Source organism: Mycobacterium sp. URHB0044, assembly GCF_000620625.1.
In the GTDB taxonomy this organism is placed as follows: Bacteria; Actinomycetota; Actinomycetes; order Mycobacteriales; family Mycobacteriaceae; genus Mycobacterium.
The window spans coordinates 123,696-143,539 of record NZ_JIAW01000008.1; the positions used below are offsets into that span (position 1 = coordinate 123,696).

Genomic DNA, 19,844 nt, shown 5'->3' on the forward strand with positions numbered 1-19,844 from the left:
GCACGCAGCCGACCCACAGGATCATTGCAAGGCGGTTCGCGCAGCGCCGAAGATCAGGCAAAGCCCGCGGCCGTGAATTCAGCCACCCAACGTGCCCTTCTCCAACTGGCGCCGCACGACGTCGGCCGATGCCCGCCCGTACTTCGACCACGCCGCCAATCCAGAGTGCCGGCACCGGTATGTTCGTTTAGGCAACCCTCACTAGCCGGCGCCGCATGACGGCGCGGGAAGGAACCCGTTGATGCGTGCACGCTGGAGCAAGATCGGCGCGTGGCTGTCCGTGGTCGCGCTCGCTGCGGGGCTCACCGCGTGCTCGTCGTCCGAGAGCTCCGACGAACTGCTGATCTACAACGCGCAACACGAGTCCCTCACCAAGGAGTGGATCGACGCGTTCACCAAGGAAACCGGCATCAAGGTGACCTACCGCCAGGGCGGCGACACCGAACTGGGCAACCAGCTGATCGCCGAGGGCGCCTCCTCGCCCGCCGACCTCTTCCTCACCGAGAACTCACCGGCGATGGCCGCCGTGGAGAAGGCGGGGCTGTTCGCCGGCGTGGACCAGGCCACCATCTCGCAGGTGCCTCCGCAATACCGACCCGCCACCGGCAAGTGGACCGGCGTGGCAGCCCGAACCACTGTGTTCGCCTACAACAAGACCAAGCTGACCGAGGCGCAGTTGCCGCGTTCGATCATGGATCTGCAGCAGCCTGCGTGGAAGGGCCGCTGGGGAGCGCCGCCGACCAAGGCCGACTTCCAGGCCATCGTCGCCGCGATGCTCCAGCTCACCGGCGAGAAGGCGACGTCCGACTGGCTGGCGGCGATGAAGACGAATGCCGTTGCGTTCCAGGACAACATCGCCACCTTGCGCGCGGTGAACGACGGTCAGGTCGACGGTGGCGTCATCTACCACTACTACTGGTTCCGCGACCAAGCCAAGACCAAGGAGATCAGCGGCAACACCGCACTGCACTACTTCCGCAACGAGGATCCCGGCGCATTCGTGTCGATCTCCGGCGGCGGAATCCTGGAGTCGAGCCGCAAGAAGGATCAGGCGCAGCGGTTCCTGACGTTCATCACGGGCAAGGCGGGCCAGGAAGTTCTGGAGAAGGGCACGTCGTTCGAGTACCCCGTGGCCAGCGGCGTTCCCGCGAACCCCGCGCTCGTCCCGCTGACCGAGTTGCAGGCGCCCGCGGTCAACCCCACCAATCTCGACGCGCAGAAGGTCAGCGACCTGATGACGAAGGCGGGCCTGTTGTAGGTGGTCATCGCCGACGTCGTAGCCCAGCCCGAGCATCGCACCGACCCACCGGCCGGTGCGAGGTCCCGTCCCGGGCCGGGGCTGGCCTGCGTCATCACCATTCTGGTCGCGGCCACGTTCGTGCCGCTCGGCTACGTCGCCTGGTCGGTGGCATCCATCGGCCCCCGACAGGTCTACGAACTCGTCGCGCGGCCGCGCGTCGGCGAATTGCTCGTCAACACGGTCGGACTGGTCGTGGTCACGGTGCCGATCTGCCTCGTGCTCGGAGTCGGTGCGGCCTGGCTCGTCGAGCGCACCGACGTCCCGGGCCGCAACGTCTGGCGCCCGCTGCTCGTCGCCCCGCTTGCGGTGCCCGCCTTCATCAACAGTTATGCCTGGGTCAGCGTCGTGCCCACGTTGAACGGCTTCGGCGCGGGGGTGCTCGTCTCGGCTCTGTCGTACTTTCCGTTCGTCTACGTTCCCGCGGCCGCGACCCTGCGCCGGCTGGACCCCGCGGTCGAGGAATCCGCGCGTGCGCTCGGCTCCAGCTCGACCGGCGTGTTCCTCCGCGTGGTACTCCCCCAACTCCGGCTGGCACTCCTCGGCGGGAGCCTGCTGATCGGCGTGCACCTCTTGGCGGAGTACGGCGCGTTCGCGATGCTGCGCTTCTCCACCTTCACGACCGCCATCTTCGAGCAGTTCCAGGCCACGTTCAACGGCGCGGCGGGCAGCACGCTTGCCGCGGCGCTGGTGCTGCTGTGCCTCTTGCTGCTGGTGACCGAGGCCGCCGCGAGGGGCGACGCCCGCTTCGCGCGGATCGGTTCCGGCGCTGCCCGAATGTCGGCACCGCATCGCCTGCGCACCACCATGATTCCCGCCGTCGCCAGCCTCGTCACCCTGGTGATCCTTGCCCTCGGTGTGCCCGGCTGGACCGTGGCACGGTGGCTGTGGATCGGCGGATCGCAGGTGTGGGCACTCGACGACATCGTGCCCTCACTCGTCCAGACCATCGGACTGGCCGCGGTGGCCGCACTGGTCACGACGGTGCTGGCGTTTCCGCTCGCGTGGCTGGCGGTGCGGTTTCACGGCTTCCTCGCCCGGTTCGTCGAAGGCGCCAACTTCGTCACGTCGTCGATGCCCGGCATCGTGACCGCGCTCGCATTGGTCACCGTGGCCATTCGCTTCGTCCCGCCGGTGTATCAAACGGTGACACTGGTGCTGCTGGCCTACGTCCTGATGTTCATGCCGCGCGCGATGGTGAACCTGCGGTCGGGGCTGGCGCAGGTGCCGGTTGCTCTCGAGGAGGCATCGCGGTCGCTGGGCGTCTCGCCCACCCGGACGTTCCTGCGTGTGACGCTGCGCCTGACCGCGCCGGCAGCCGCCGCCGGCGCGTCGCTGGTATTCGTCGGGGTGGCAACGGAATTGACGGCGACCCTACTGCTCGCACCCACCGGCACCCGAACCCTCGCAATGCGGTTCTGGTCACTGAGCAGCGAACTGGACTATGCCGCGGCGGCCCCGTACGCGCTGCTGCTGGTGCTGCTTGCGGTGCCGGTGACGGTGGTGCTGTACCGGCAGGCCACCAGGGCGGCGGCACTATGAACGCCCCCATCCTCGAGATCGCCGGCATCGCGAAGTCGTTCGGCGCGCACCGGGTGCTGCACGACGTCGACCTGCAGCTGGCGGCCGGCACCATCACCGCGATCGTGGGCGCCTCGGGCTGCGGCAAGACCACCCTGCTGCGGATAGTCGCCGGATTCGAGACCCCCGATGCCGGAACGGTTTCCATCGCGGGACGACGCGTGGCAGGCACGGGAGAATCCCTGCCCGCACACCGTCGCGACATCGGCTACGTCGCGCAGGACGGCGCGTTGTTCCCCCACCTCACCGTCGGCCAGAACATCGCCTATGGACTTTCGGGCGGCGGCGCCAGGACGCGAGGCCGAGTGACCGAACTACTGGAGACGGTTTCGCTCGACGCGTCCTACGCAGAGCGCCGCCCGCACGAGCTCTCCGGCGGTCAGCAGCAACGCGTCGCGCTGGCCCGGGCACTGGCCCGTCGCCCGGCGCTCATGCTGCTCGACGAACCGTTCAGCGCGCTGGACACCGGATTGCGGGCGTCCACCCGCAAGGCCGTTGCCGAGCTCCTGACCGAAGCTCACGTGACGACGCTGTTGGTCACCCACGACCAGGAGGAGGCGCTCTCGATCGCCGATCAGGTCGCCGTGATGCGCGACGGACGGTTCACCAAAGTCGGTACCCCGCAACAGGTTTACCTGCACCCAGAAGACCGCTTCACCGCCGAGTTCCTCGGCGACTGCGTGCTGCTCGCCTGCCACGTCACTTCGGGAGTCGCCGAATGCGCACTGGGCCGCCTCCCCGTCCGTGCGCCCGCGTCCGACGGGCCGGCCACGCTGATGCTGCGTCCCGAACAACTGGTCGCCACCGCGGTCACCGACGACGAACGCAGCGCCGGTATCGCGACCGTGCTGGCCTCGGAGTTCCGCGGCCACGACGTGCTGCTCACCGTCGACCCGGGTGGAGACGCCACCCCGATCGTCGTCCGGCAACACAGCGTCGACCCGCCCGCGGTGGACAGCAAGGTGCGGCTCGACGTGATGGGCGCCGCGGTGGTCCTCGGCGAGAACCCGCCGGGATGAAGGGGCTCATCGACCACCTGGCCTCATACGGAGACCAGGTGGCCGTCCTCACCGACAGCGGTCACTACACGTACCGCGAACTCGCCGACGAGGTCGCCGCGGCTGCAACCGATCTCGGCCACGTGCGACGGCTGGTACTCATCGAGACCCGCAACGACCCCGCCACGCTCGTTGCCTATCTTGGCGCGCTGGCCGGCGGGCACGTCGCCCTGCCCCTGCCCGCCGGCATCGATCACGCCACGGTGATCGACACCTACGACCCCGACGTCATCATCCGCGACGGAAGCATCGAGCACCGGCACGGCGCCTCGCACGACCTGCACCCGGATCTCGCACTGCTGCTGTCCACCTCGGGCAGCACCGGCTCGCCGAAGTTGGTGCGCCTGTCGCGGACGAACCTGATCGCGAACGCCGAGTCGATCGCCACGTATCTCGACATCGGGCACGACGACCGCGCCGCAACGACATTGCCGCTGTCCTACTGCTACGGGCTGTCGGTGGTGCACAGCCACCTGCTGCGTGGCGCTGCGCTGATCCTGACCGAGCACTCGGTGGTCGACGCCGAGTTCTGGGAATCGTTCCGACGACACCGCGGCACCACGTTCGCCGGCGTCCCGCACATCTTCGACCTGCTCGACCGCATCGGCTTCGACGCCATGTCGCTTCCACACCTGCGCTACGTCACGCAAGCAGGCGGCCGGCTCGCACCGGATCGGGTGCGCCGCTTCGCCGAACTGGGACGGCGCCAAGGCTGGGACCTGTTCGTCATGTACGGCGCGACGGAGGCGACCGCCCGAATGGGTTATCTGCCACCGCAACTCGCGCTGGACAATCCGACCTGCATCGGCAGGCCCGTTCCCGGAGGGTCGTTCGACCTCGAACCGCTCGACGAGGGGCCCGACGACGTCGGTGAACTCGTCTACCGCGGCGCCAACGTGATGATGGGTTACGCATGCCGCCCGACCGACCTGGCGCTGGGCAGCACCGTGGATGCGTTGCGGACCGGTGACATCGCGCGCAGGCACCCGAACGGGATGTACGAAGTGCTCGCGCGCAGAAGCCGTTTCGCAAAGATGTACGGTCTCCGGATCGACCTGCAGCGGGTCGAGGACTCGCTACGGGAGCGCGGGCTGCCCGCCATCTGCACGGAGGACGACGGCGTCCTGCTAGTGGCCGCGGCAGGCAGGCTCGACGGGCGCGACGCACGCCGCGACGCGGCCGAAGCCGCCGGCCTGCCGACCTCGGCGGTCCGCGTACTGGACGTGCCCGAGATCCCCCGACTGCCATCGGGAAAACCGGACTACCAAGGTGTCCGTGACATCGCCCGCCGCGCCGAACCGCTCGACCGCGACGAACTCGATCTGCGGGCGATGCTCGCCGACGTGCTGCAGATCGATCCCGCGACCATCTCGCCCGACCACAGCTTCGTCGACCTCGGCGGCAACTCGCTGTCCTACGTCACGATGTCGGTACGGCTGGAGCGGGCGCTCGGTCATCTGCCCACCGACTGGCAGCGGCTCACGCTCCGCGAGCTGGAGTCCATGCCCCGCGCAACCCGCCAGTGGTGGGGTGCGACGCTCGAGACCGGCGTGGCGTTGCGCGCCATCGCGATCGTGCTCATCGTCGGCTCGCATGCGGAGCTGTTCAAACTATGGGGCGGCGCGCACGTCTTGTTGGGCGTCGCGGGATACAACTTCGGCCGCTTCTGCCTGACCCCGTTGCCGCGCACCGATCGGGTGCGCCACCTGCGGAACACACTGCTCTGGATCGCCGCGCCGACGATCGCGTGGGTGGCCTTGGCACTCGTCATCACCGACGACTACGCGGCGTCGAATCTGTTGCTGGCCAACAAGTTCCTCGGCCCCAATGACAGCATGACCGCGGGCCGGCTGTGGTTCGTCGAAATGGTCGTGTGGATTCTGGTCGCGCTTGCCGTGGTGTGCTGGTCGCCGCTCGGCGACAGGCTGGAACGGAAGTGGCCGTTCGGCTTCGCCGTCGCGTTTCTGGCCTTCGGTCTCGCGCTGCGTTACGACGTGTTCGGCTTCGGTCTTGGGCGCGAGGCGTGGTTCACGGTGCTCGCCTTCTGGTACTTCGCCGTCGGCTGGGCGGCGGCGAAGGCGACGACGGTGTGGCAGCGCTTCGCTGTCACGGTGGTGCTTGCCGTCGGCGTGGCGGGCTACTTCGCCAACTCCGAGCGTGAAGCCCTGGTGTTCACCGGGCTGGCACTACTGATCTGGCTGCCGTCCATCCGGTTCCCGGCCGCGGTGGCCGTCGTCGCCGGATTGGTCGCCGAGGCGTCGCTGTACGTCTATCTGACTCATTACCAGGTATATCCGCTGTTCGGCGAACACCGGATTCTCGGCGTCATCGCGTCCGTCGCGGTGGGTGTGCTGCTGACTCAGGCGGTCACATCCGCGCGCAGACGGTTCCTCGACCGTGGCCCAAAAACCGTCGGTTCGACGGTCATTCCCGTTCCGCGATAAGGGTCACTCCCGTTCCGCGATGAGCCCTTCCTGCGTCAGCGTGGCCGCGACGGCACCGTCGGCCCCGATCAGACTGGCGGTGATCACTCCGCGTCCCCTGGCCGCGGCGGGCGAGCGGGACTCGAGCAGGTTCCACTGATCGGCGCGTACCGGCCGGTGAAACCAGATCGACGAATCCGTCGTGCCGCTGCGGTGCGTGCGGCCCTTCATCGAGTGGCCGTGCACCCGTAGCGCAGGGTCGATCATGTACACGTCGGTGACGTACGCCGCGACGAGGGTGTGCAGCAGGGTGTCGTCGGGTAGTGGCACGGTAGCCCGCCACCACAGCCGCCGGACGAACTCGTCGCCCTCCCCTTCGTCGTCGATGCGAATGTCGATCTCGTCCAACGGCATCGACGGTGCGGGGCCGGCAGGCCCGGTTCGCGGCAGCAATTCGGGATCGCCGGGCATGACGTTGCGCCAGCCGTGCTCCGGTCCTGCCAGAGGCGCCGAGAATGCGACCGTGGCGGTGGTCAGCAGGCGGCCGTCCTGGCGGGCGTCGATCCGGCGGGCGGCGGCGGTAAGCCCGTCGAACACCCGCGTCACGGTGTATTCGACGGGATCGCCTGCCTCACCTCCGCGCAGGAACTGCAGATGCATGTTGGTGGGTGGCTTCGTCGCCTCGACGGTCCGGCAGGCGGCGGCCAGGCTCTGGGCCATGAACTGGCCGCCGAAGGACCGTTTGCCCTCCGGGCCGCTGGCGGCGCCCACCCAGGTGTCGTCGTCACTCGCGCGTACGTCGAGCAGATCGAGCAGGACGCTCATGCCACCGTTCCCGCCGCGACGAGGCGGTCGACTTCCTCGGCGGACAACCCCAACCGGTCCCGAAGCACGGCGGCGGTGTGGTCGCCCAGTTCGGGTGCTGCGACGGCGGGTGGATAGGCGCCGCCGATCGACAACGGGAGCCCGGGCGCCAGGTAGCAGCCGATGCGCGGCTGGTCCAGGTGCGTGAACAGCGGGTTGGATGTGACCTTGTCATCGGTGACGACCTCGGCGAAGGTGCGGTAGCGCTCCCACAGGATCGACGTCGTCGACAAGGCTGCCGCCACCTCGTCGGCGGTGTGGTCGGTGAACCATACGGTGAACAGGCCGGTGAGTGCGTCGCGGTGCCGGTACCGGTCGCCTTCGTCGTTGAAGTCCGCTCCGAGTGCATCGCCCAGTGCGGCAACGGCTTTCGTCGTCCCGGTGACTTCGGTCAGATCCCGGAAGTGCCTGCCGGTGAGCGCGACGACCATGAACGACCCGCCGTCGCCGCTGGCGAACTGCTGGCCGTACTGGCCGAAGATCGAGTTGCCGATCCGCTCCCGCGGCGTGCCGTTGATCATCACCTCCGTCAGGAAGCTGAGGTTGCCTGCGGTCGCGAGCGCCACGTTCTCCAGCGGGATGCCGATCCGCTCACCGTTGCCGGTCGCATCGCGATGCCGCAGGGCGGCGGTGACGGCGAGCGCGGCATACACACCACACGCCACGTCCCAAGCGGGCAGCACGTGGTTCACCGGATCGGCCAGACCGGCCGGACCGGTCACCAGCGGGAAGCCGATGCCCGCGTTGACCGTGTAGTCGACGCCGGTGCCGCCGTCGGCCCGGCCGGACACCTCGACGTGGATCAGATCGGGACGAAGGCCAACCAGCGTGTCGTACGAATGCCATTGACGTCCAGCCACATTGGTGATCAGGACCCCGCTGTCGGCGATCAGACGCTGGATGAGCTGCTGGCCCTCCGACGAGCGCACGTCGACGGCGACGGACTGCTTGCCCTTGTTGAGCCCGGCCCAGTAGATGCTTTCGCCGTCGGGGGTCACGGGCCAGCGGTGGTAATCCGCCGCACCGCCAACCGGATCGACGCGGATGACCTCGGCGCCCAGCTGCGCCAGCGTCATCCCGGCGAGCGGTACCGCAACGAAGCTGGAGATCTCGATGATCCGCACCCCGGCCAGCGGGCGGGCGGCATCTGGTCCGTCAGTCATGCAGCTCACGATATGGGTCGCCGGCTCGGCCTTCGCGGCTCACCCCTCGACCGGCAGCGCGCTGTCAGATGAGTTCGATGGCGTCCGCGATGGAGTCCAGTACGTGGCTGGGCCGGAAGGGATAGCGCTCGATGTCCGGCAACGTCGTCGAACCCGTGAGCACCAGGATGGTTTCGAGGCCGGCCTCGATGCCTGCGACGACGTCGGTGTCCATCCGGTCACCGACCATCACGGTGTCCTCCGAATGCGCTTCGATGCGGTTCATGGCGCTGCGGAACATCATCGGATTGGGCTTGCCGACGAAATAGGGCTCCCGGCCGGTGGCCTTGGTGATCAGCGCGGCGACCGACCCGGTGGCGGGCAGCGGCCCCTCGGCCGATGGCCCGCTGACGTCGGGATTGGTCGCGATGAACCGGGCGCCACCGAGGATCAGCCGGATCGCCTTGGTGATGGCCTCGAAGGAATACGTGCGGGTCTCGCCGAGCACCACGTAGTCGGGTCCGGTGTCGGTCAGGGTGTAGCCCACCTCGTGCAACGCAGTGGTCAGACCGGCTTCGCCGATCACGTAGGCCGACCCGCCTGGCAGCTGGTCGTGCAGGAACGTGGCGGTGGCCAGCGCCGACGTCCAGATCGCCGCCTCGGGCACGATCAGCCCCGACCGGGTGAGGCGGGCGGCAAGGTCGCGCGGCGTGAAGATCGAATTGTTCGTCAACACCAGGAACGGACGTTGCTTGTCGACCAGTCGCTGCAGGAATTCGGCCGCGCCCGGCAGGGCGTGTTCCTCGCGGACCAGGACGCCGTCCATGTCGGTGAGCCAGCACTGCGGTGTGGTGCGCACGGCTCAGTCTCTCAAAGACCGCGCCCCCATGCGAAGGGCGACGGCGTCTCCGATCGCCACGGCCTTGCTTGGATTGTGAGTTTGTGCTCATAATGTGAATGGGACGCGCGTCACACCGCAGGATCACGTGAGGTCGTCAACACGAAACGCCGTTCGAAGGAGCAGGCATGTCAGATGTTGCAGTGATCGCCAATACGGCGGCCGCGATCGTCGCCGTGGTGGTGATGATCGTGCGGTTCAAGTTCAATCCGGTCGTCGCGCTCGTGATCGGGTCGTCCTACCTCGGACTGGCCGTCCGCCTTGGCACGGAAAAGACGATCGAGGCGATCACCACCGGATTCGGCGACATCATGGCCGAGGTCGGATTGCTGATCGCCTTCGGAGTCTTGATGGGCGCGATACTTCAACAGACCGGCGCGATCCAGCGTCTGGTCGACATGCTTCTCAAAGTCTTTGGCCCCAAACGGATGCCGTACGCGCTATCGCTGACGATCGCGACCCTGCTCCAATCGATCTTTCTCGACGTCCTGCTGGTGATCTCGGCACCCCTTGGCCGTTCCTTGGCCAAGAAGATCGGGAAGAACGGAACCGCACGCATGGCGACGGCGATGGCCATCGGGCTCGAGTGCGGCATCGTGCTGACGGTTCCGGGTGTCGGCGCGCTCGCGCTGGCCGGGCTCCTCGGTGTGCCGTTGGGCAAGATGCTGCTGTTCGGTGTGCTGCTGGTGATTCCCACCGTCGCGATCGCGGTCACGATCATGTTGTTCCTGTTCAATCACGGCTGGTGGGACGAGGAACGCGACGAGCAGGAATTCCTCGGCGACGAGCCGGAAATCGGCGGCGGTGACACAGCGGCCGCGACCACGTCGGGCAACGGCGGGAGCGCACCATCCGCCGGCGCCCGAGTCGACACCACACCGGCCGCCCGCGTCGAGACCAAACCGGACAGCCGGGTCGACACCGAGACGCCCGCGCCTGCGACCCGTTCCGAGACGCCGCTGATCGTGCTATTCGCACCGATGCTGACGGCGCTCGGCCTGATCGCGCTCGGCGCATGCCTCGACGCCGCCGAGATCGAGAATCCGATCGTGAAGTTCGTCTCCTCCCCCGTCATCGCTCTGCTACTGGGGCTCATCGGCACCAGTTTCGTCGGCCGCTATACCCTTGGCGCCGAACCGATTCAGCGGGCCATCGCCACCGGGTTCAAGGAAAGCGGTCAGATCCTGATCCTGACCGGCGTCGGCGGATCGCTGGCCGCCACCATCAAGGCCACCGGTCTCGGCGACATCCTCGGGCACTACTTCACCGCCAACACCGCCGCGCCGCTGCTGATGGTGTGGGTGATCGCCGCGGTGCTGCACATCGCGGTCGGATCGGTCACCATCTCCGCGATCACCTCGGCGGGCATCCTCGCGCCCGTGGCGCCGCTCATCGGCCTCGACCCCGTCTGGGTCGCGCTCGCCGCCGGAGCGGGCTCGCTGTTCGCCGTACACGTCACGAGCAACACCTTCTGGCTGTTGCAGTCGCTGATGGGACAGTCCACGCGAGGCACGCTGAAGACCTGCACGGTCGGCGTCTCCGTTGCGTCGGTGGTCGCAATCCTGCTCATCCTCCCCATGAGCGCCCTGCTCTGAACGACTGATCGAAGGAATTCCATTGAACGAGAACGAGTCGCTTCCACTGGCCGGCGTGCGGGTGCTGGAACTGGGCAACTACATCGCGGCGCCGACGGCGGCACGGATGCTCGCCGACTTCGGAGCAGAGGTCATCAAGGTCGAGCGGCCGGGAACCGGAGACGAGGTGCGCAACTGGCGGTTGTACTCCGGCAACACGTCGATGCTCTACCGGACGCTGAACCGGAACAAGAAGTCGATCGTGCTCAACCTGAAGACCGACGCGGGCCGGTCGACCGTGCTGGACCTGGTCCGGCACTGCGACGTGCTATTGGAGAACTTCCGTCCTGGCACCCTCGAGAAGTGGGGCCTCGGCCCAGAACAGCTCGAGGCGGTCAATCCAGATCTGGTGATCGTTCGCATCTCGGCGTTCGGTCAGACGGGACCGCTGTCCCAGCGCCCGGGATTCGCCGCCGTCGCCGAAGGGGCAGGAGGAATGCGTGAGCTCATCGGTGAGCCCGACCGACCGCCATCACGCGTCGGGGTGTCCATCGGCGACACGATCGCCGGCATCTACGCAGCCTTCGGCGCGGTGATGGCCCTCTTCGAACGCGAGCGCAAAGGCGTTCGGGCACAACGACGCACCGTCGACGTCGCGCTCAACGAATCCGTCCTGTCCGTGATGGAGTCACTGGTCCCCGACTACCTGGCCTACGGCGTCGTACGGGAACGCGTCGGTGGCCGGATGGAAGGCATCGCACCGAGCAACGCCTACGCCTGCAGTGACGGCTCCAACATCATCATCGCAGGCAACGGAGACTCGATCTTCCAGCGCTACATGCACACCATCGGCAGGCCCGACCTCGCCGCCGATCCCGGCCTGCAAACCAATGCCGGACGCTGGGAACGACGCGACGAACTCGACGCAGCGATCGGCGAGTGGACGGCCCGGCACCGCCGCGACGAGGCCCTCAAGATCCTCGACGAAGCCGGTGTCCCGAGCGGCCCGATCAACACCGCCGCCGACATCTGCGCCGACGAGCAGTACCAGTCGCGCAACATGATTCAGGACTTCGCGGTCGACACCGGCGGCGACGAACCCGCGGTCGTCGGATTTCCCGGCATCGTCCCGGTGCTCGGCGACAGGTCGTTGCCCATCCGCAGCGTCGGTCCCGACCTGGGAGAGCACACCCACGAGGTGCTGTCGTCGCTGCTCGGCCTGAGCGACGACGAGATCGACCTGGTCTCGCGCGATAGCACCACCCCGACGGGAGTTTCGGCATGACCACCCCACGCCCCTACACCCCTCGCGCCGTGCTGCGTGACGTCACCCTGCGCGACGGGCTCCAGCTCACCGCGAAGATGCTGCCCACCGAGCGCAAGGTCGAGATCATCCGAGAGTTGTTGGCGCTGGGCGTACCTCACCTCGAGATCGGCTCGATGGCCCGGCCAGATCTGGTGCCGCCGCTGACCGACACCCTTGACGTGATCGAGGCCCTCGTGCCGGAGGAACTGCAGCGCTGCTGGATCTGGGTCGCGACGCCACGGCACGTCGAGAAGGCGGCAGCCGCCGGCGGCAGGAACTTCCAATACTGTCTGTCGGCGTCGGATTCGCACAATCAGGCCAACATCGGCCGCAGCACCGAAGCGAGCGTGGCCGCGATGCCCGACGCCGTACGGAACGCCCGTGACGTTGGCGGCGCCATCCAGCTGTGCATCGCCACCGCGTTCACGTGCCCCTTCGAAGGCCAGATCGATCCCGAACGGGTCATCGGCATCGCCAACGATGCCAGGACGGCCGGCGCCGACGACATCGTGCTCTGCGACACGCTGGGCCAGGCCGTCCCCACCCAAGTCACCGATCTCGTCGAGGCGGTTCGGCATCGAACGCCCCAGCGCCGCATCGTCTTCCACGGTCACGACACCTGGGGCCTCGGTGTGGCCAACACCCTTGCCGCGATCGACGCGGGAGCGGGCATGGTCGACGGATCACTCGGCGGCCTCGGCGGATGCCCGTTCGCACCGGGCGCCAGCGGCAACACCTCCTCCGAAGACCTGCTGTTCGCCACGCGGCCGGACTGGTTCACCCCCGAAACGCTCGCATCGATGGTCGACATGACGGAGAAGATGCTCGCCGAGATCGATGAGCCCAACCGCTCGAAGACCGCGCAGGGCGCGCGCTCCAAGGCGAAGGCGTTCGACTGGGTGATCGGTGTGTGACGGCAGTGACCGTTGAGTACATTCGCGACATGACCATCGAGGGGGGCGCTGCCTCCAAGCAACAACCTCTTCTCGTGCTCGGCAAGATCACCGAGATCCTCGACGCGTTCTCGCTGACGAGCCCGTCGATGAGCCTCGGCGAAATCCAGCAGGCCACCGGACTGCCGACGTCGACGGTGCAGCGGCTAGTGAGCAACATGGTCGCCCAGGGCCTGCTCGACCGCGAGGGTGACAAGATCCGGATCGGGGTCCGAATGTCCTATTGGGCGGCGACCGCGATCAAGGACCTCGACGTGCTCTCGGTGGTCAACCCCGTGCTCAAGGAGATCCGCGACAAGACCACCGAGACGGCGTGCTTCTTCAAGGTCGAACAGAACTTCAGGGTGTGCGTGGCGATCGCGGAGACACGACACGCGCTGCGTCGCGACATGTACGTGGGCAAGGTCATCCCGCTGCACGTGGGGTCGGCCTCCCGGGTGCTGCTGGCCTGGAACCCTGAGCTGGCGGACAGCGTTCTCTCGGCACCGCTGGAACCCATGACCGACGGCACCGTGACGAGTCCGGACGAGCTGCGCAAGCTCATCGCGCAGGCAAGGGCCGACGGGTATGCGATCACCGCAGGTGAACGGGAAGGTTCGGCGTCTGGACTGTCGGCGCCGGTATTCGATTCCGCCGCAGACATTCTGGGTGCCTTGACCATCAGTGGCCCCACCATCCGGATGCCGCAGCGGCAGTGCGAGGAGTGGGTCGACCTGCTGGTCGGCTACGCCGAGCAGGTGACCCGAACCATCGGCGGACGCTTTCCCCACTGAGGCAGAAGCTCAGTCGGGCAGCCGCAGCTCGGGCTTCTCGACCTCTTCGATGTTGACGTCCTTGAAGGTGATCACCCGCACCTGCTTGACGAAGCGAGCAGGCCGGTACATGTCCCACACCCACGCGTCGGCCAGGCGCAGCTCGAAGTAGACCTCGCCCTCGGAGTTGCGGGGCACCAGTTCCACGCTGTTGGCGAGGTAGAAGCGCCGCTCGGTCTCCACCACGTAGCTGAACTGCCCCACGATGTCCTTGTATTCGCGGTACAGCGAGAGCTCCATCTCGGTTTCATACTTCTCGAGATCTTCGGCACTCATCGGTTCAGCGGTCCTTCTGTAGACGTGGTGTTCATCATTCCTCAAGCCAGTTCGCCATGTTGCGCGGCCTCCTCGTCGAACAGCTCGTCCGGGGCGCCCTCGGCGCCCACGACCAACCTTCGCACGTTGATGAACGAGTAACGGTGCTGACTACACGGTCCCAGCTTGGCCAGGGCGGCTCCGTGCTTGGGGGTGCCGTAGCCCTTGTGCTCGGCGAAGCCGTAGCCAGGGTGTTCGGCGTCCATCGCGACCATGAGCCGGTCGCGGCTCACCTTCGCCAGCACGCTGGCCGCGGCGATGCAGGCCGCCGCTGCGTCGCCCCCGTGGACGGGCAGCGACGGCATCGGCAAGCCGGGAACTCGGAATCCATCACTCAGCACATAACCCGGCCGGATCGGCAGGCCCGCGACGGCCCGCCGCATGCCTTCGATGTTGGCCGCGTGCACGCCCCGGCGGTCCACCTCGGTCGAAGGGATGAACACCACGTGGTACGCCAGCGCATAGCGACGGATCAAGGGGAACAACCGTTCCCTCTCCCGCTCCTGCAGCTTCTTCGAGTCGTCAAGGGCGGCCAGGCTCTCCAGGCGATTGGGTCCAAGGACGCACGCGGCCACCACCAACGGACCGGCACACGCACCACGGCCGACCTCGTCGACCCCGGCCACCGGGCCGAGGCCGCCGCGGTAGAGCGCAGACTCGAGCGTGCGCAGTCCGCTTGACTTCCGGATCACCGTTCGGGGCGGCCATGTCGCCGGCAAGCTCAAGCCCTCTGCTCTTCGCGCAAGCGGCTCACGACGGTCTGCTCTTCGCGCAAGCGGCTCATCACCACTCCCTACTGGGACGTCTGCGGATTCACGCTGCCGACGCCGCCCCAGCGCGACGGCGGCCACGCGATGAACCGCGCCTTTCCGATCACGTTGTCCACCGGCACCGTGCCCGCCATCGGGTCACCGGTGCACAGCAGCCCGCGCTGCGCGTCGGCGGGCAGGCTGGTGCAGTGGGCCCGCGAGTCGGCCGAATGGGTGCGGTTGTCGCCCATCACCCACACGCGACCATCGGGCACGTGCACCGGGCCGAACTCGTTGCCAAGACACGGATAGATGGCGGGGTCGGCCATCATCGTCGACGGGTCGAGGTAGGGCTCGTTCAATTTCTTGCCGTCGACGGTGAGTCCGGTGGCGGCGCGGCACTCCACAGTCTGGCCGCCCGTTGCGATCACCCGCTTGACCAGATCGTTCTCGTCGGGAGGAACGAACCCGACGAACGACAACACGTTCTGCACCCAACGGATGGCCGGGTTGTCGGAGCGGATCGACTTGTAGCCGACGTTCCACGACGGCGGTCCCTTGAACACCACGACGTCGCCGGGCTCCGGGGCAGTGAACCGGTAGGTCAGCTTGTCCACCATGATCCGGTCCCCGACGCAGCCGGCGCAGCCGTGCAGCGTCGGCTCCATCGACTCGGACGGAATCAGGTAGGGACGCGCGACGAACGTCAGCATCACGTAGTAGAGAACGACCGCAATGGTCAGCAGGATGGCGGCTTCGCGCACCGCGCCACGCTTCTTGGGCTGATCCGACTTCGCGTCATCCACGCCGTCGGCCCCTTCGGTGTCGGCGGCGTCGGTCGCGTCGGTGGATCCAGTCACGCCATCAGAGTAGCCATGGCGCGGTCCATCGCCGCGTCGCAATAGCCCCAACGGTCACACCGATTCCGGTGCAACGTCAGCGCTTCTCCTTGATCTTGGCCTTCTTGCCGCGGAGCTCGCGCAGGTAGTACAGCTTCGCGCGACGCACGTCACCGCGGGTCACGACGTCGATGTGGTCGATGTTGGGCGAATGCACGGGGAACGTGCGCTCGACGCCGACGCCGTAGCTCTCCTTGCGGACCGTGAAGGTCTCGCGAACGCCACCACCCTGCCGACGCAGCACGACGCCCTTGAAGACCTGGATGCGCTCCTTGGAGCCCTCGATGACCTTCACGTGCACGTTGATGGTGTCGCCCGGGCCGAAGGCCGGGATGTCGTCGCGCAGCGACGTCTTGTCGACGAAGTCCAGCGTGTTCATCGGTGACTCTTCCTTGCTGTTCGCGGCTGCGGGCAGTCCGTCATGAATGCGACGCGGCGCCGAGCCGGGGGTCTCTTACTAGCGGGTTCATCACGCAGCTGACGAAGGCCCCTGTCCTCGGGCGGTCTTCGACGTGCGCAGACAACTGCTCAATTGTGCCAGATGGCGTCCGAGCGGCGAAATCGCGTCGTCGCGGCCCGCCTCGGGGCCGTCGACATCGCCCAAACCAGCGGTGCCACCTGAGGGCGCGGACCGCCACCGCAGCAGTTAGGCTGCCCTTTACAGGTTCTGGGGCACAACATCACAGGCACAACGTCACATCGTGGTAGACCCCGTTCCCGTCGCACGCTTCCACGAGGAGGGCCATGCATCGGCGGTCGTCGACGCTGCTGATGGTCAGCGCTGCCGCAATGGCCGTGGTGACGGCCGTGTCCGGTTGCGAAGCCAAGGTGTACGGCACCCCACCGCCACGGCCGGGCGCGCCACAGCTCACCGTCGTCGCCCCGCTGGGCAGCATGGCGCCGCTACCCGAGGCCCCGCCGGACGAACCGGCGGCCGCATTCACCGGACTGGGTGACCGCGAGCAGCTGGCCACCGCCGAAGCCGCGAAGGCGGGCGCCGACATCACCACGCTGGTCCTTGACCGCAACACCGGCCAGCTGGTGGGGAACGGCAACACCACCACCATCGCGATCGCGTCGGTGGCCAAGCTGTTCATCGCCGACGACCTGCTGCTGCAGGAGTCCAAGGGCCAGACCCAGCTGTCCCCCGCCGACCGCGCCGCGTTCGACCGGATGCTGCGGCAGTCCGACGACAGCGCCGCGGAGGTGTTCTGGAATCGCAGCGGCGGCAGCGCGATCATCAACCGGGTGGCGGCGCGCTACGGGCTGGCGTCGACGAAACCGCCGAACAACGGGCGGTGGTGGAACACCATCAGCACCGCGGCGGACCTGGTCCGGTACTACGACATGATGATGACCGGCGCAGGCGGCCTGCCGCCCGAACAGGCCAGCGTGATCATGTCGAACCTGGCGCAGTCGGCACCGACGGCGATCGACGGCACCCAGCCCGGGGGCGTCTACCCGCAGCGGTTCGGCATCCCCGACGGGTTGTTCGCCGAACCCGTCGCCGTCAAGCAGGGCTGGATGTGCTGCATCGGTTCGGACTGGATGCATCTCTCGACCGGCGTCATCGGGCCCGATCGCCGCTACATCATGGTGATCGGATCCCTGCAGGCCACCAACTCCGAGACCGCACGAAAGACCATCACCCAGGCCGTCAAGACGATGTTCCCGACGGGCCAGATCTAGCGGTCCGGCCGGTCCAGCAGCTCGGGCCGCCGCTCGCGGGTGCGCTCCAACGCCTGTTCGCGTCGCCAGGCCGCCACCTTCGCATGATCACCCGACAGCAGAACCGCGGGCACGTCCAGGCCCCGCCAGCTGACCGGCCTGGTGTAACTCGGCCCCTCCAACAACCCGTCGGAGTGCGAATCGTCCTGGTGCGAAACGGGATTGCCGAGCACGTCGGGTAGCAGCCGGACCACCGCCTCGATCATGACGAGCGCGGCGGATTCACCGCCGGGCAGCACGTAGTCCCCGATCGACACTTCCTCGACCCGCATCCGGCGGGCGGCGTCGTCGGCGACGCGCTGGTCGATGCCCTCGTAACGGCCGCACGCGAACACCAGATGCGCCTCGGCGCTCCACCGCTGGGCGTCGGCTTGGGTGAAGGGCCTGCCCGCAGGCGTCGGCACGACCAGAAGTGTTTCTTCCGAACAGATCTCGTCCAACGCCTCGCCCCACACCGGCGCTTTCATCACCATGCCCGGCCCGCCGCCGTACGGCGAATCGTCGACCGAGCGGTGCACGTCATGCGTCCAACGGCGCAGGTCGTGCACGGCGAGCTGCACGATGCCGGACTCGATCGCCTTGCCTGGCAAGGACTGTCGTAGAGGTTCGAGATAATCCGGGAAGATCGAGACGACGTCGATGCGCATGGTCGAACGCCTAGATCGAATCCAGATCGAGGAGGCCGTCGGGCGGCTCGATCTCGATCCCGTCGGTGAGCGACACCGAGGTCACGATCGCACCGACGAACGGCACCAGGATCTCGGCGTCGTCGTCGTTCTTCACCGAGAGCAACTCCCCTGCCGCGGTGTGCAACACCTCGGCGACGACACCGACGTCGACGCCCGCGACCGTGCGAACCCGCAAGCCCTCCAACTGATGGTCGTAGAACTCGTCGGGATCGTCGATCGGCGGGAGCTCGGCGGTGTCGACGACGAACAGCGTGCCGCGCAGCGCCTCGGCACCGTTTCGGTCGGCCACGCCCTCCAGGCGGACCAGCAGCCGGCCCGCGTGCTCGCGCACCGACTCGACGACGTAACTGCGCTCGGGGCCACCACCTCGACCTGGCTTGCCGCGCAACGTCTTACCTGGCGCGAACCGCGCCGCGGGATCGTCGGAGCGAATGTCGACGACGACCTCGCCGGTGATGCCGTGCGCCTTGGCGATCCGCCCGACGACGAGGTCCATGGCTTTGGCCGCTACTGGTCGGTGTCCACCACGTCGACGCGAATGCCCCGGCCACCGATGCCTGCGACCAGGGTCCGCAGCGCGGTGGCGGTGCGACCGCCACGGCCGATGACCTTGCCGAGATCATCGGGGTGAACATGCACCTCGACGGTGCGTCCACGCCGGTTGGTCACCATGTCGACGCGGACGTCATCCGGGTTGTCGACGATCCCGCGCACCAGGTGCTCGACGGCGTCGACCACGACTGTGCTCATGTCGGCGCTCAGCTCTCGCCGGCACCGGATGCGGTGGCGTCGGCACCCTCGGCGGCCGGCTCGGACTCATCCTTGACCGGAGCGACCTCGGCCGGCGCATCCGCGGCGGCGTCGTCGGCCTTCTTGGCGGGAGCCTTCTTCTTCTTGGGCTGCGTCGCCTCGGTGGTGGGCGCGTTGTCGGCGGCGGCCAGCGCCGCGTTGAACAGGTCCAGCTTGCTCGGCTTGGGCTCCTTGAACTTCAGCGTGCCCTCGGCACCCGGGAGGCCCTTGAACTTCTGCCAGTCACCGGTGATCTTCAGCAGGGCGAGGACGGGCTCGGTGGGCTGAGCACCGACGCTGAGCCAGTACTGCGCGCGCTCCGAATCGATCTCGATGAGGCTCGGATCTTCCTTCGGGTGGTACCGGCCGATGACCTCGATGGATCGGCCGTCGCGGCGAGTGCGCGCGTCGGCGACGGCGATGCGGTACTGGGGATTGCGAATCTTGCCGAGCCGGGTGAGCTTGATCTTGACAGCCATGTCGAACGACTTCTCCTACTAAGTGCCACGCTGCAATTCAGCGACACCGGGCAGGATGCCCAGGTCCGGTTTTGCCTTACGTGTGTGACCGCCGCACGAGCACCCAGCGAGTAACCGAAGGCGGATCGCTTTCGAGCGGGTCGTGCGGTAGACAGCCGCCCATTGTGCCAGAGCAGGGGCTACCGGTGAAAATCCGCCCATTTCCGACCAGCTGGCCGTCGAACTCCAACTTTACAAGTTCTCGGTAGAATGTCACGCTCGGACCAATGGTTCGACGGCCCGTTCGCG

20 protein-coding genes are annotated in these 19,844 nt (G+C 67.5%); 9 read left to right on the forward strand and 11 right to left on the reverse strand.

The genetic code is table 11. The features are described 5' to 3' along the window. Positions 1–241: 241 nt before the first annotated feature. The 4 genes from N536_RS0118165 to N536_RS0118180 are packed head-to-tail and all read left to right on the forward strand — an operon-like array spanning position 242 to position 6,380. Entirely contained in the window at positions 242–1,258 is a 1,017-nt protein-coding gene (locus tag N536_RS0118165; protein ID WP_029114903.1) for an iron ABC transporter substrate-binding protein, read from the forward strand. Further along, entirely contained in the window at positions 1,259–2,839 is a 1,581-nt protein-coding gene (locus tag N536_RS0118170; RefSeq protein WP_369798441.1) for an ABC transporter permease, read from the forward strand. Next, complete coding sequence (locus N536_RS0118175; protein ID WP_029114905.1) at positions 2,836–3,897, forward strand: ABC transporter ATP-binding protein; 1,062 nt, start codon at positions 2,836–2,838, stop codon at positions 3,895–3,897. Before N536_RS0118170 ends, N536_RS0118175 begins: the two co-directional genes overlap by 4 nt. Beyond that, positions 3,894–6,380 (forward strand): AMP-binding protein, encoded by a 2,487-nt coding sequence (locus N536_RS0118180; RefSeq protein WP_029114906.1) that lies wholly within the window; start codon positions 3,894–3,896, stop codon positions 6,378–6,380. Before N536_RS0118175 ends, N536_RS0118180 begins: the two co-directional genes overlap by 4 nt. A gap of 3 nt (positions 6,381–6,383) precedes the next feature. On the opposite strand, the gene N536_RS0118185 is transcribed toward N536_RS0118180, so the two are convergent. From N536_RS0118185 to N536_RS0118195, 3 genes are all read right to left on the reverse strand, one after another. Then, complete coding sequence (locus tag N536_RS0118185) at positions 6,384–7,184, reverse strand: acyl-CoA thioesterase II (RefSeq protein WP_029114907.1); 801 nt, start codon at positions 7,182–7,184, stop codon at positions 6,384–6,386. Next, positions 7,181–8,386: a CoA transferase gene (locus N536_RS0118190; RefSeq protein ID WP_029114908.1), complete on the reverse strand. Its 1,206-nt coding sequence runs from the start codon at positions 8,384–8,386 to the stop codon at positions 7,181–7,183. Before N536_RS0118190 ends, N536_RS0118185 begins: the two co-directional genes overlap by 4 nt. A 64-nt stretch (positions 8,387–8,450) precedes the next feature. Further along, on the reverse strand, positions 8,451–9,224 hold the full coding sequence (locus N536_RS0118195; protein WP_029114909.1) for an HAD-IIA family hydrolase: 774 nt from the start codon (positions 9,222–9,224) through the stop codon (positions 8,451–8,453). A gap of 167 nt (positions 9,225–9,391) precedes the next feature. Here N536_RS0118195 and N536_RS0118200 point away from each other — a divergent pair, with 167 nt between their 5' ends. Genes N536_RS0118200 through N536_RS0118215 form a run of 4 tightly spaced genes read left to right on the forward strand, consistent with a single transcriptional unit; the run spans position 9,392 to position 13,869 of the window. Continuing rightward, positions 9,392–10,858 (forward strand): GntP family permease, encoded by a 1,467-nt coding sequence (locus N536_RS0118200; protein ID WP_029114910.1) that lies wholly within the window; start codon positions 9,392–9,394, stop codon positions 10,856–10,858. Positions 10,859–10,880: 22 nt separating this feature from the next. After that, a complete protein-coding gene (locus tag N536_RS0118205; RefSeq protein ID WP_029114911.1) occupies positions 10,881–12,122 on the forward strand; it encodes a CaiB/BaiF CoA-transferase family protein in 1,242 nt (413 codons plus the stop codon). Further along, positions 12,119–13,057: a hydroxymethylglutaryl-CoA lyase gene (locus tag N536_RS0118210; RefSeq protein WP_029114912.1), complete on the forward strand. Its 939-nt coding sequence runs from the start codon at positions 12,119–12,121 to the stop codon at positions 13,055–13,057. Before N536_RS0118205 ends, N536_RS0118210 begins: the two co-directional genes overlap by 4 nt. Before the next feature lie 29 nt (positions 13,058–13,086). Continuing rightward, on the forward strand, positions 13,087–13,869 hold the full coding sequence (locus N536_RS0118215) for an IclR family transcriptional regulator (RefSeq protein WP_029114913.1): 783 nt from the start codon (positions 13,087–13,089) through the stop codon (positions 13,867–13,869). A gap of 9 nt (positions 13,870–13,878) precedes the next feature. Here the strand turns inward: N536_RS0118215 and N536_RS0118220 are convergent, their stop codons facing one another. The 4 genes from N536_RS0118220 to rplS form a co-directional block, all read right to left on the reverse strand. After that, positions 13,879–14,184 carry a DUF2469 domain-containing protein gene (locus N536_RS0118220; RefSeq protein ID WP_029114914.1) on the reverse strand — a complete coding sequence of 102 codons (306 nt, stop codon included), beginning with the start codon at positions 14,182–14,184 and terminating at the stop codon, positions 13,879–13,881. A gap of 41 nt (positions 14,185–14,225) precedes the next feature. Beyond that, positions 14,226–14,942, reverse strand: a complete 717-nt coding sequence (locus N536_RS38830; RefSeq protein WP_051574596.1) for a ribonuclease HII — start codon at positions 14,940–14,942, stop codon at positions 14,226–14,228. 74 nt (positions 14,943–15,016) lie between these two features. Then, positions 15,017–15,874, reverse strand: coding sequence for a signal peptidase I (gene lepB / locus N536_RS0118230; protein WP_369798442.1), 858 nt, complete (start codon positions 15,872–15,874; stop codon positions 15,017–15,019). 34 nt (positions 15,875–15,908) lie between these two features. Then, positions 15,909–16,250, reverse strand: coding sequence for a 50S ribosomal protein L19 (rplS, locus tag N536_RS0118235; RefSeq protein WP_029114916.1), 342 nt, complete (start codon positions 16,248–16,250; stop codon positions 15,909–15,911). A gap of 365 nt (positions 16,251–16,615) precedes the next feature. Between rplS and N536_RS0118245 the strand changes: the two genes are divergently transcribed. Continuing rightward, positions 16,616–17,560, forward strand: coding sequence for a hypothetical protein (locus N536_RS0118245; RefSeq protein WP_029114917.1), 945 nt, complete (start codon positions 16,616–16,618; stop codon positions 17,558–17,560). Here the strand turns inward: N536_RS0118245 and trmD are convergent. From trmD to rpsP, 4 genes are read right to left on the reverse strand one after another with little or no spacing between them, the layout of a single operon-like run. Next, complete coding sequence (trmD, locus tag N536_RS0118250) at positions 17,557–18,246, reverse strand: tRNA (guanosine(37)-N1)-methyltransferase TrmD (protein WP_029114918.1); 690 nt, start codon at positions 18,244–18,246, stop codon at positions 17,557–17,559. The two genes, N536_RS0118245 and trmD, sit on opposite strands and share 4 nt — an antisense overlap. A gap of 10 nt (positions 18,247–18,256) precedes the next feature. Continuing rightward, on the reverse strand, positions 18,257–18,784 hold the full coding sequence (gene rimM / locus N536_RS0118255; RefSeq protein WP_029114919.1) for a ribosome maturation factor RimM: 528 nt from the start codon (positions 18,782–18,784) through the stop codon (positions 18,257–18,259). Positions 18,785–18,795: 11 nt separating this feature from the next. Continuing rightward, positions 18,796–19,038, reverse strand: coding sequence for an RNA-binding protein (locus N536_RS0118260; RefSeq protein ID WP_029114920.1), 243 nt, complete (start codon positions 19,036–19,038; stop codon positions 18,796–18,798). Positions 19,039–19,046: 8 nt separating this feature from the next. After that, positions 19,047–19,556 carry a 30S ribosomal protein S16 gene (gene rpsP / locus N536_RS0118265; protein WP_029114921.1) on the reverse strand — a complete coding sequence of 170 codons (510 nt, stop codon included), beginning with the start codon at positions 19,554–19,556 and terminating at the stop codon, positions 19,047–19,049. Positions 19,557–19,844 lie beyond the last annotated feature (288 nt).

Excerpts from the sequence above, each read along its gene's own strand:
- N536_RS0118215 (WP_029114913.1), top strand. The coding sequence starts at position 13,087 with ATGACCATCGAGGGGGGCGCTGCCTCCAAGCAACAACCTCTTCTCGTG.
- N536_RS0118185 (WP_029114907.1), bottom strand. The coding sequence starts at position 7,184 with ATGAGCGTCCTGCTCGATCTGCTCGACGTACGCGCGAGTGACGACGAC.
- rpsP (WP_029114921.1), bottom strand. The coding sequence starts at position 19,556 with ATGGCTGTCAAGATCAAGCTCACCCGGCTCGGCAAGATTCGCAATCCC.
- N536_RS0118190 (WP_029114908.1), bottom strand. The coding sequence starts at position 8,386 with ATGACTGACGGACCAGATGCCGCCCGCCCGCTGGCCGGGGTGCGGATC.
- rimM (WP_029114919.1), bottom strand. The coding sequence starts at position 18,784 with ATGGACCTCGTCGTCGGGCGGATCGCCAAGGCGCACGGCATCACCGGC.
- N536_RS0118200 (WP_029114910.1), top strand. The coding sequence starts at position 9,392 with ATGTCAGATGTTGCAGTGATCGCCAATACGGCGGCCGCGATCGTCGCC.
- N536_RS0118165 (WP_029114903.1), top strand. The coding sequence starts at position 242 with ATGCGTGCACGCTGGAGCAAGATCGGCGCGTGGCTGTCCGTGGTCGCG.
- trmD (WP_029114918.1), bottom strand. The coding sequence starts at position 18,246 with ATGCGCATCGACGTCGTCTCGATCTTCCCGGATTATCTCGAACCTCTA.
- rplS (WP_029114916.1), bottom strand. The coding sequence starts at position 16,250 with ATGAACACGCTGGACTTCGTCGACAAGACGTCGCTGCGCGACGACATC.
- N536_RS0118220 (WP_029114914.1), bottom strand. The coding sequence starts at position 14,184 with ATGAGTGCCGAAGATCTCGAGAAGTATGAAACCGAGATGGAGCTCTCG.
- N536_RS0118180 (WP_029114906.1), top strand. The coding sequence starts at position 3,894 with ATGAAGGGGCTCATCGACCACCTGGCCTCATACGGAGACCAGGTGGCC.
- N536_RS0118175 (WP_029114905.1), top strand. The coding sequence starts at position 2,836 with ATGAACGCCCCCATCCTCGAGATCGCCGGCATCGCGAAGTCGTTCGGC.
- N536_RS0118210 (WP_029114912.1), top strand. The coding sequence starts at position 12,119 with ATGACCACCCCACGCCCCTACACCCCTCGCGCCGTGCTGCGTGACGTC.
- N536_RS0118260 (WP_029114920.1), bottom strand. The coding sequence starts at position 19,038 with ATGAGCACAGTCGTGGTCGACGCCGTCGAGCACCTGGTGCGCGGGATC.
- N536_RS0118245 (WP_029114917.1), top strand. The coding sequence starts at position 16,616 with ATGCATCGGCGGTCGTCGACGCTGCTGATGGTCAGCGCTGCCGCAATG.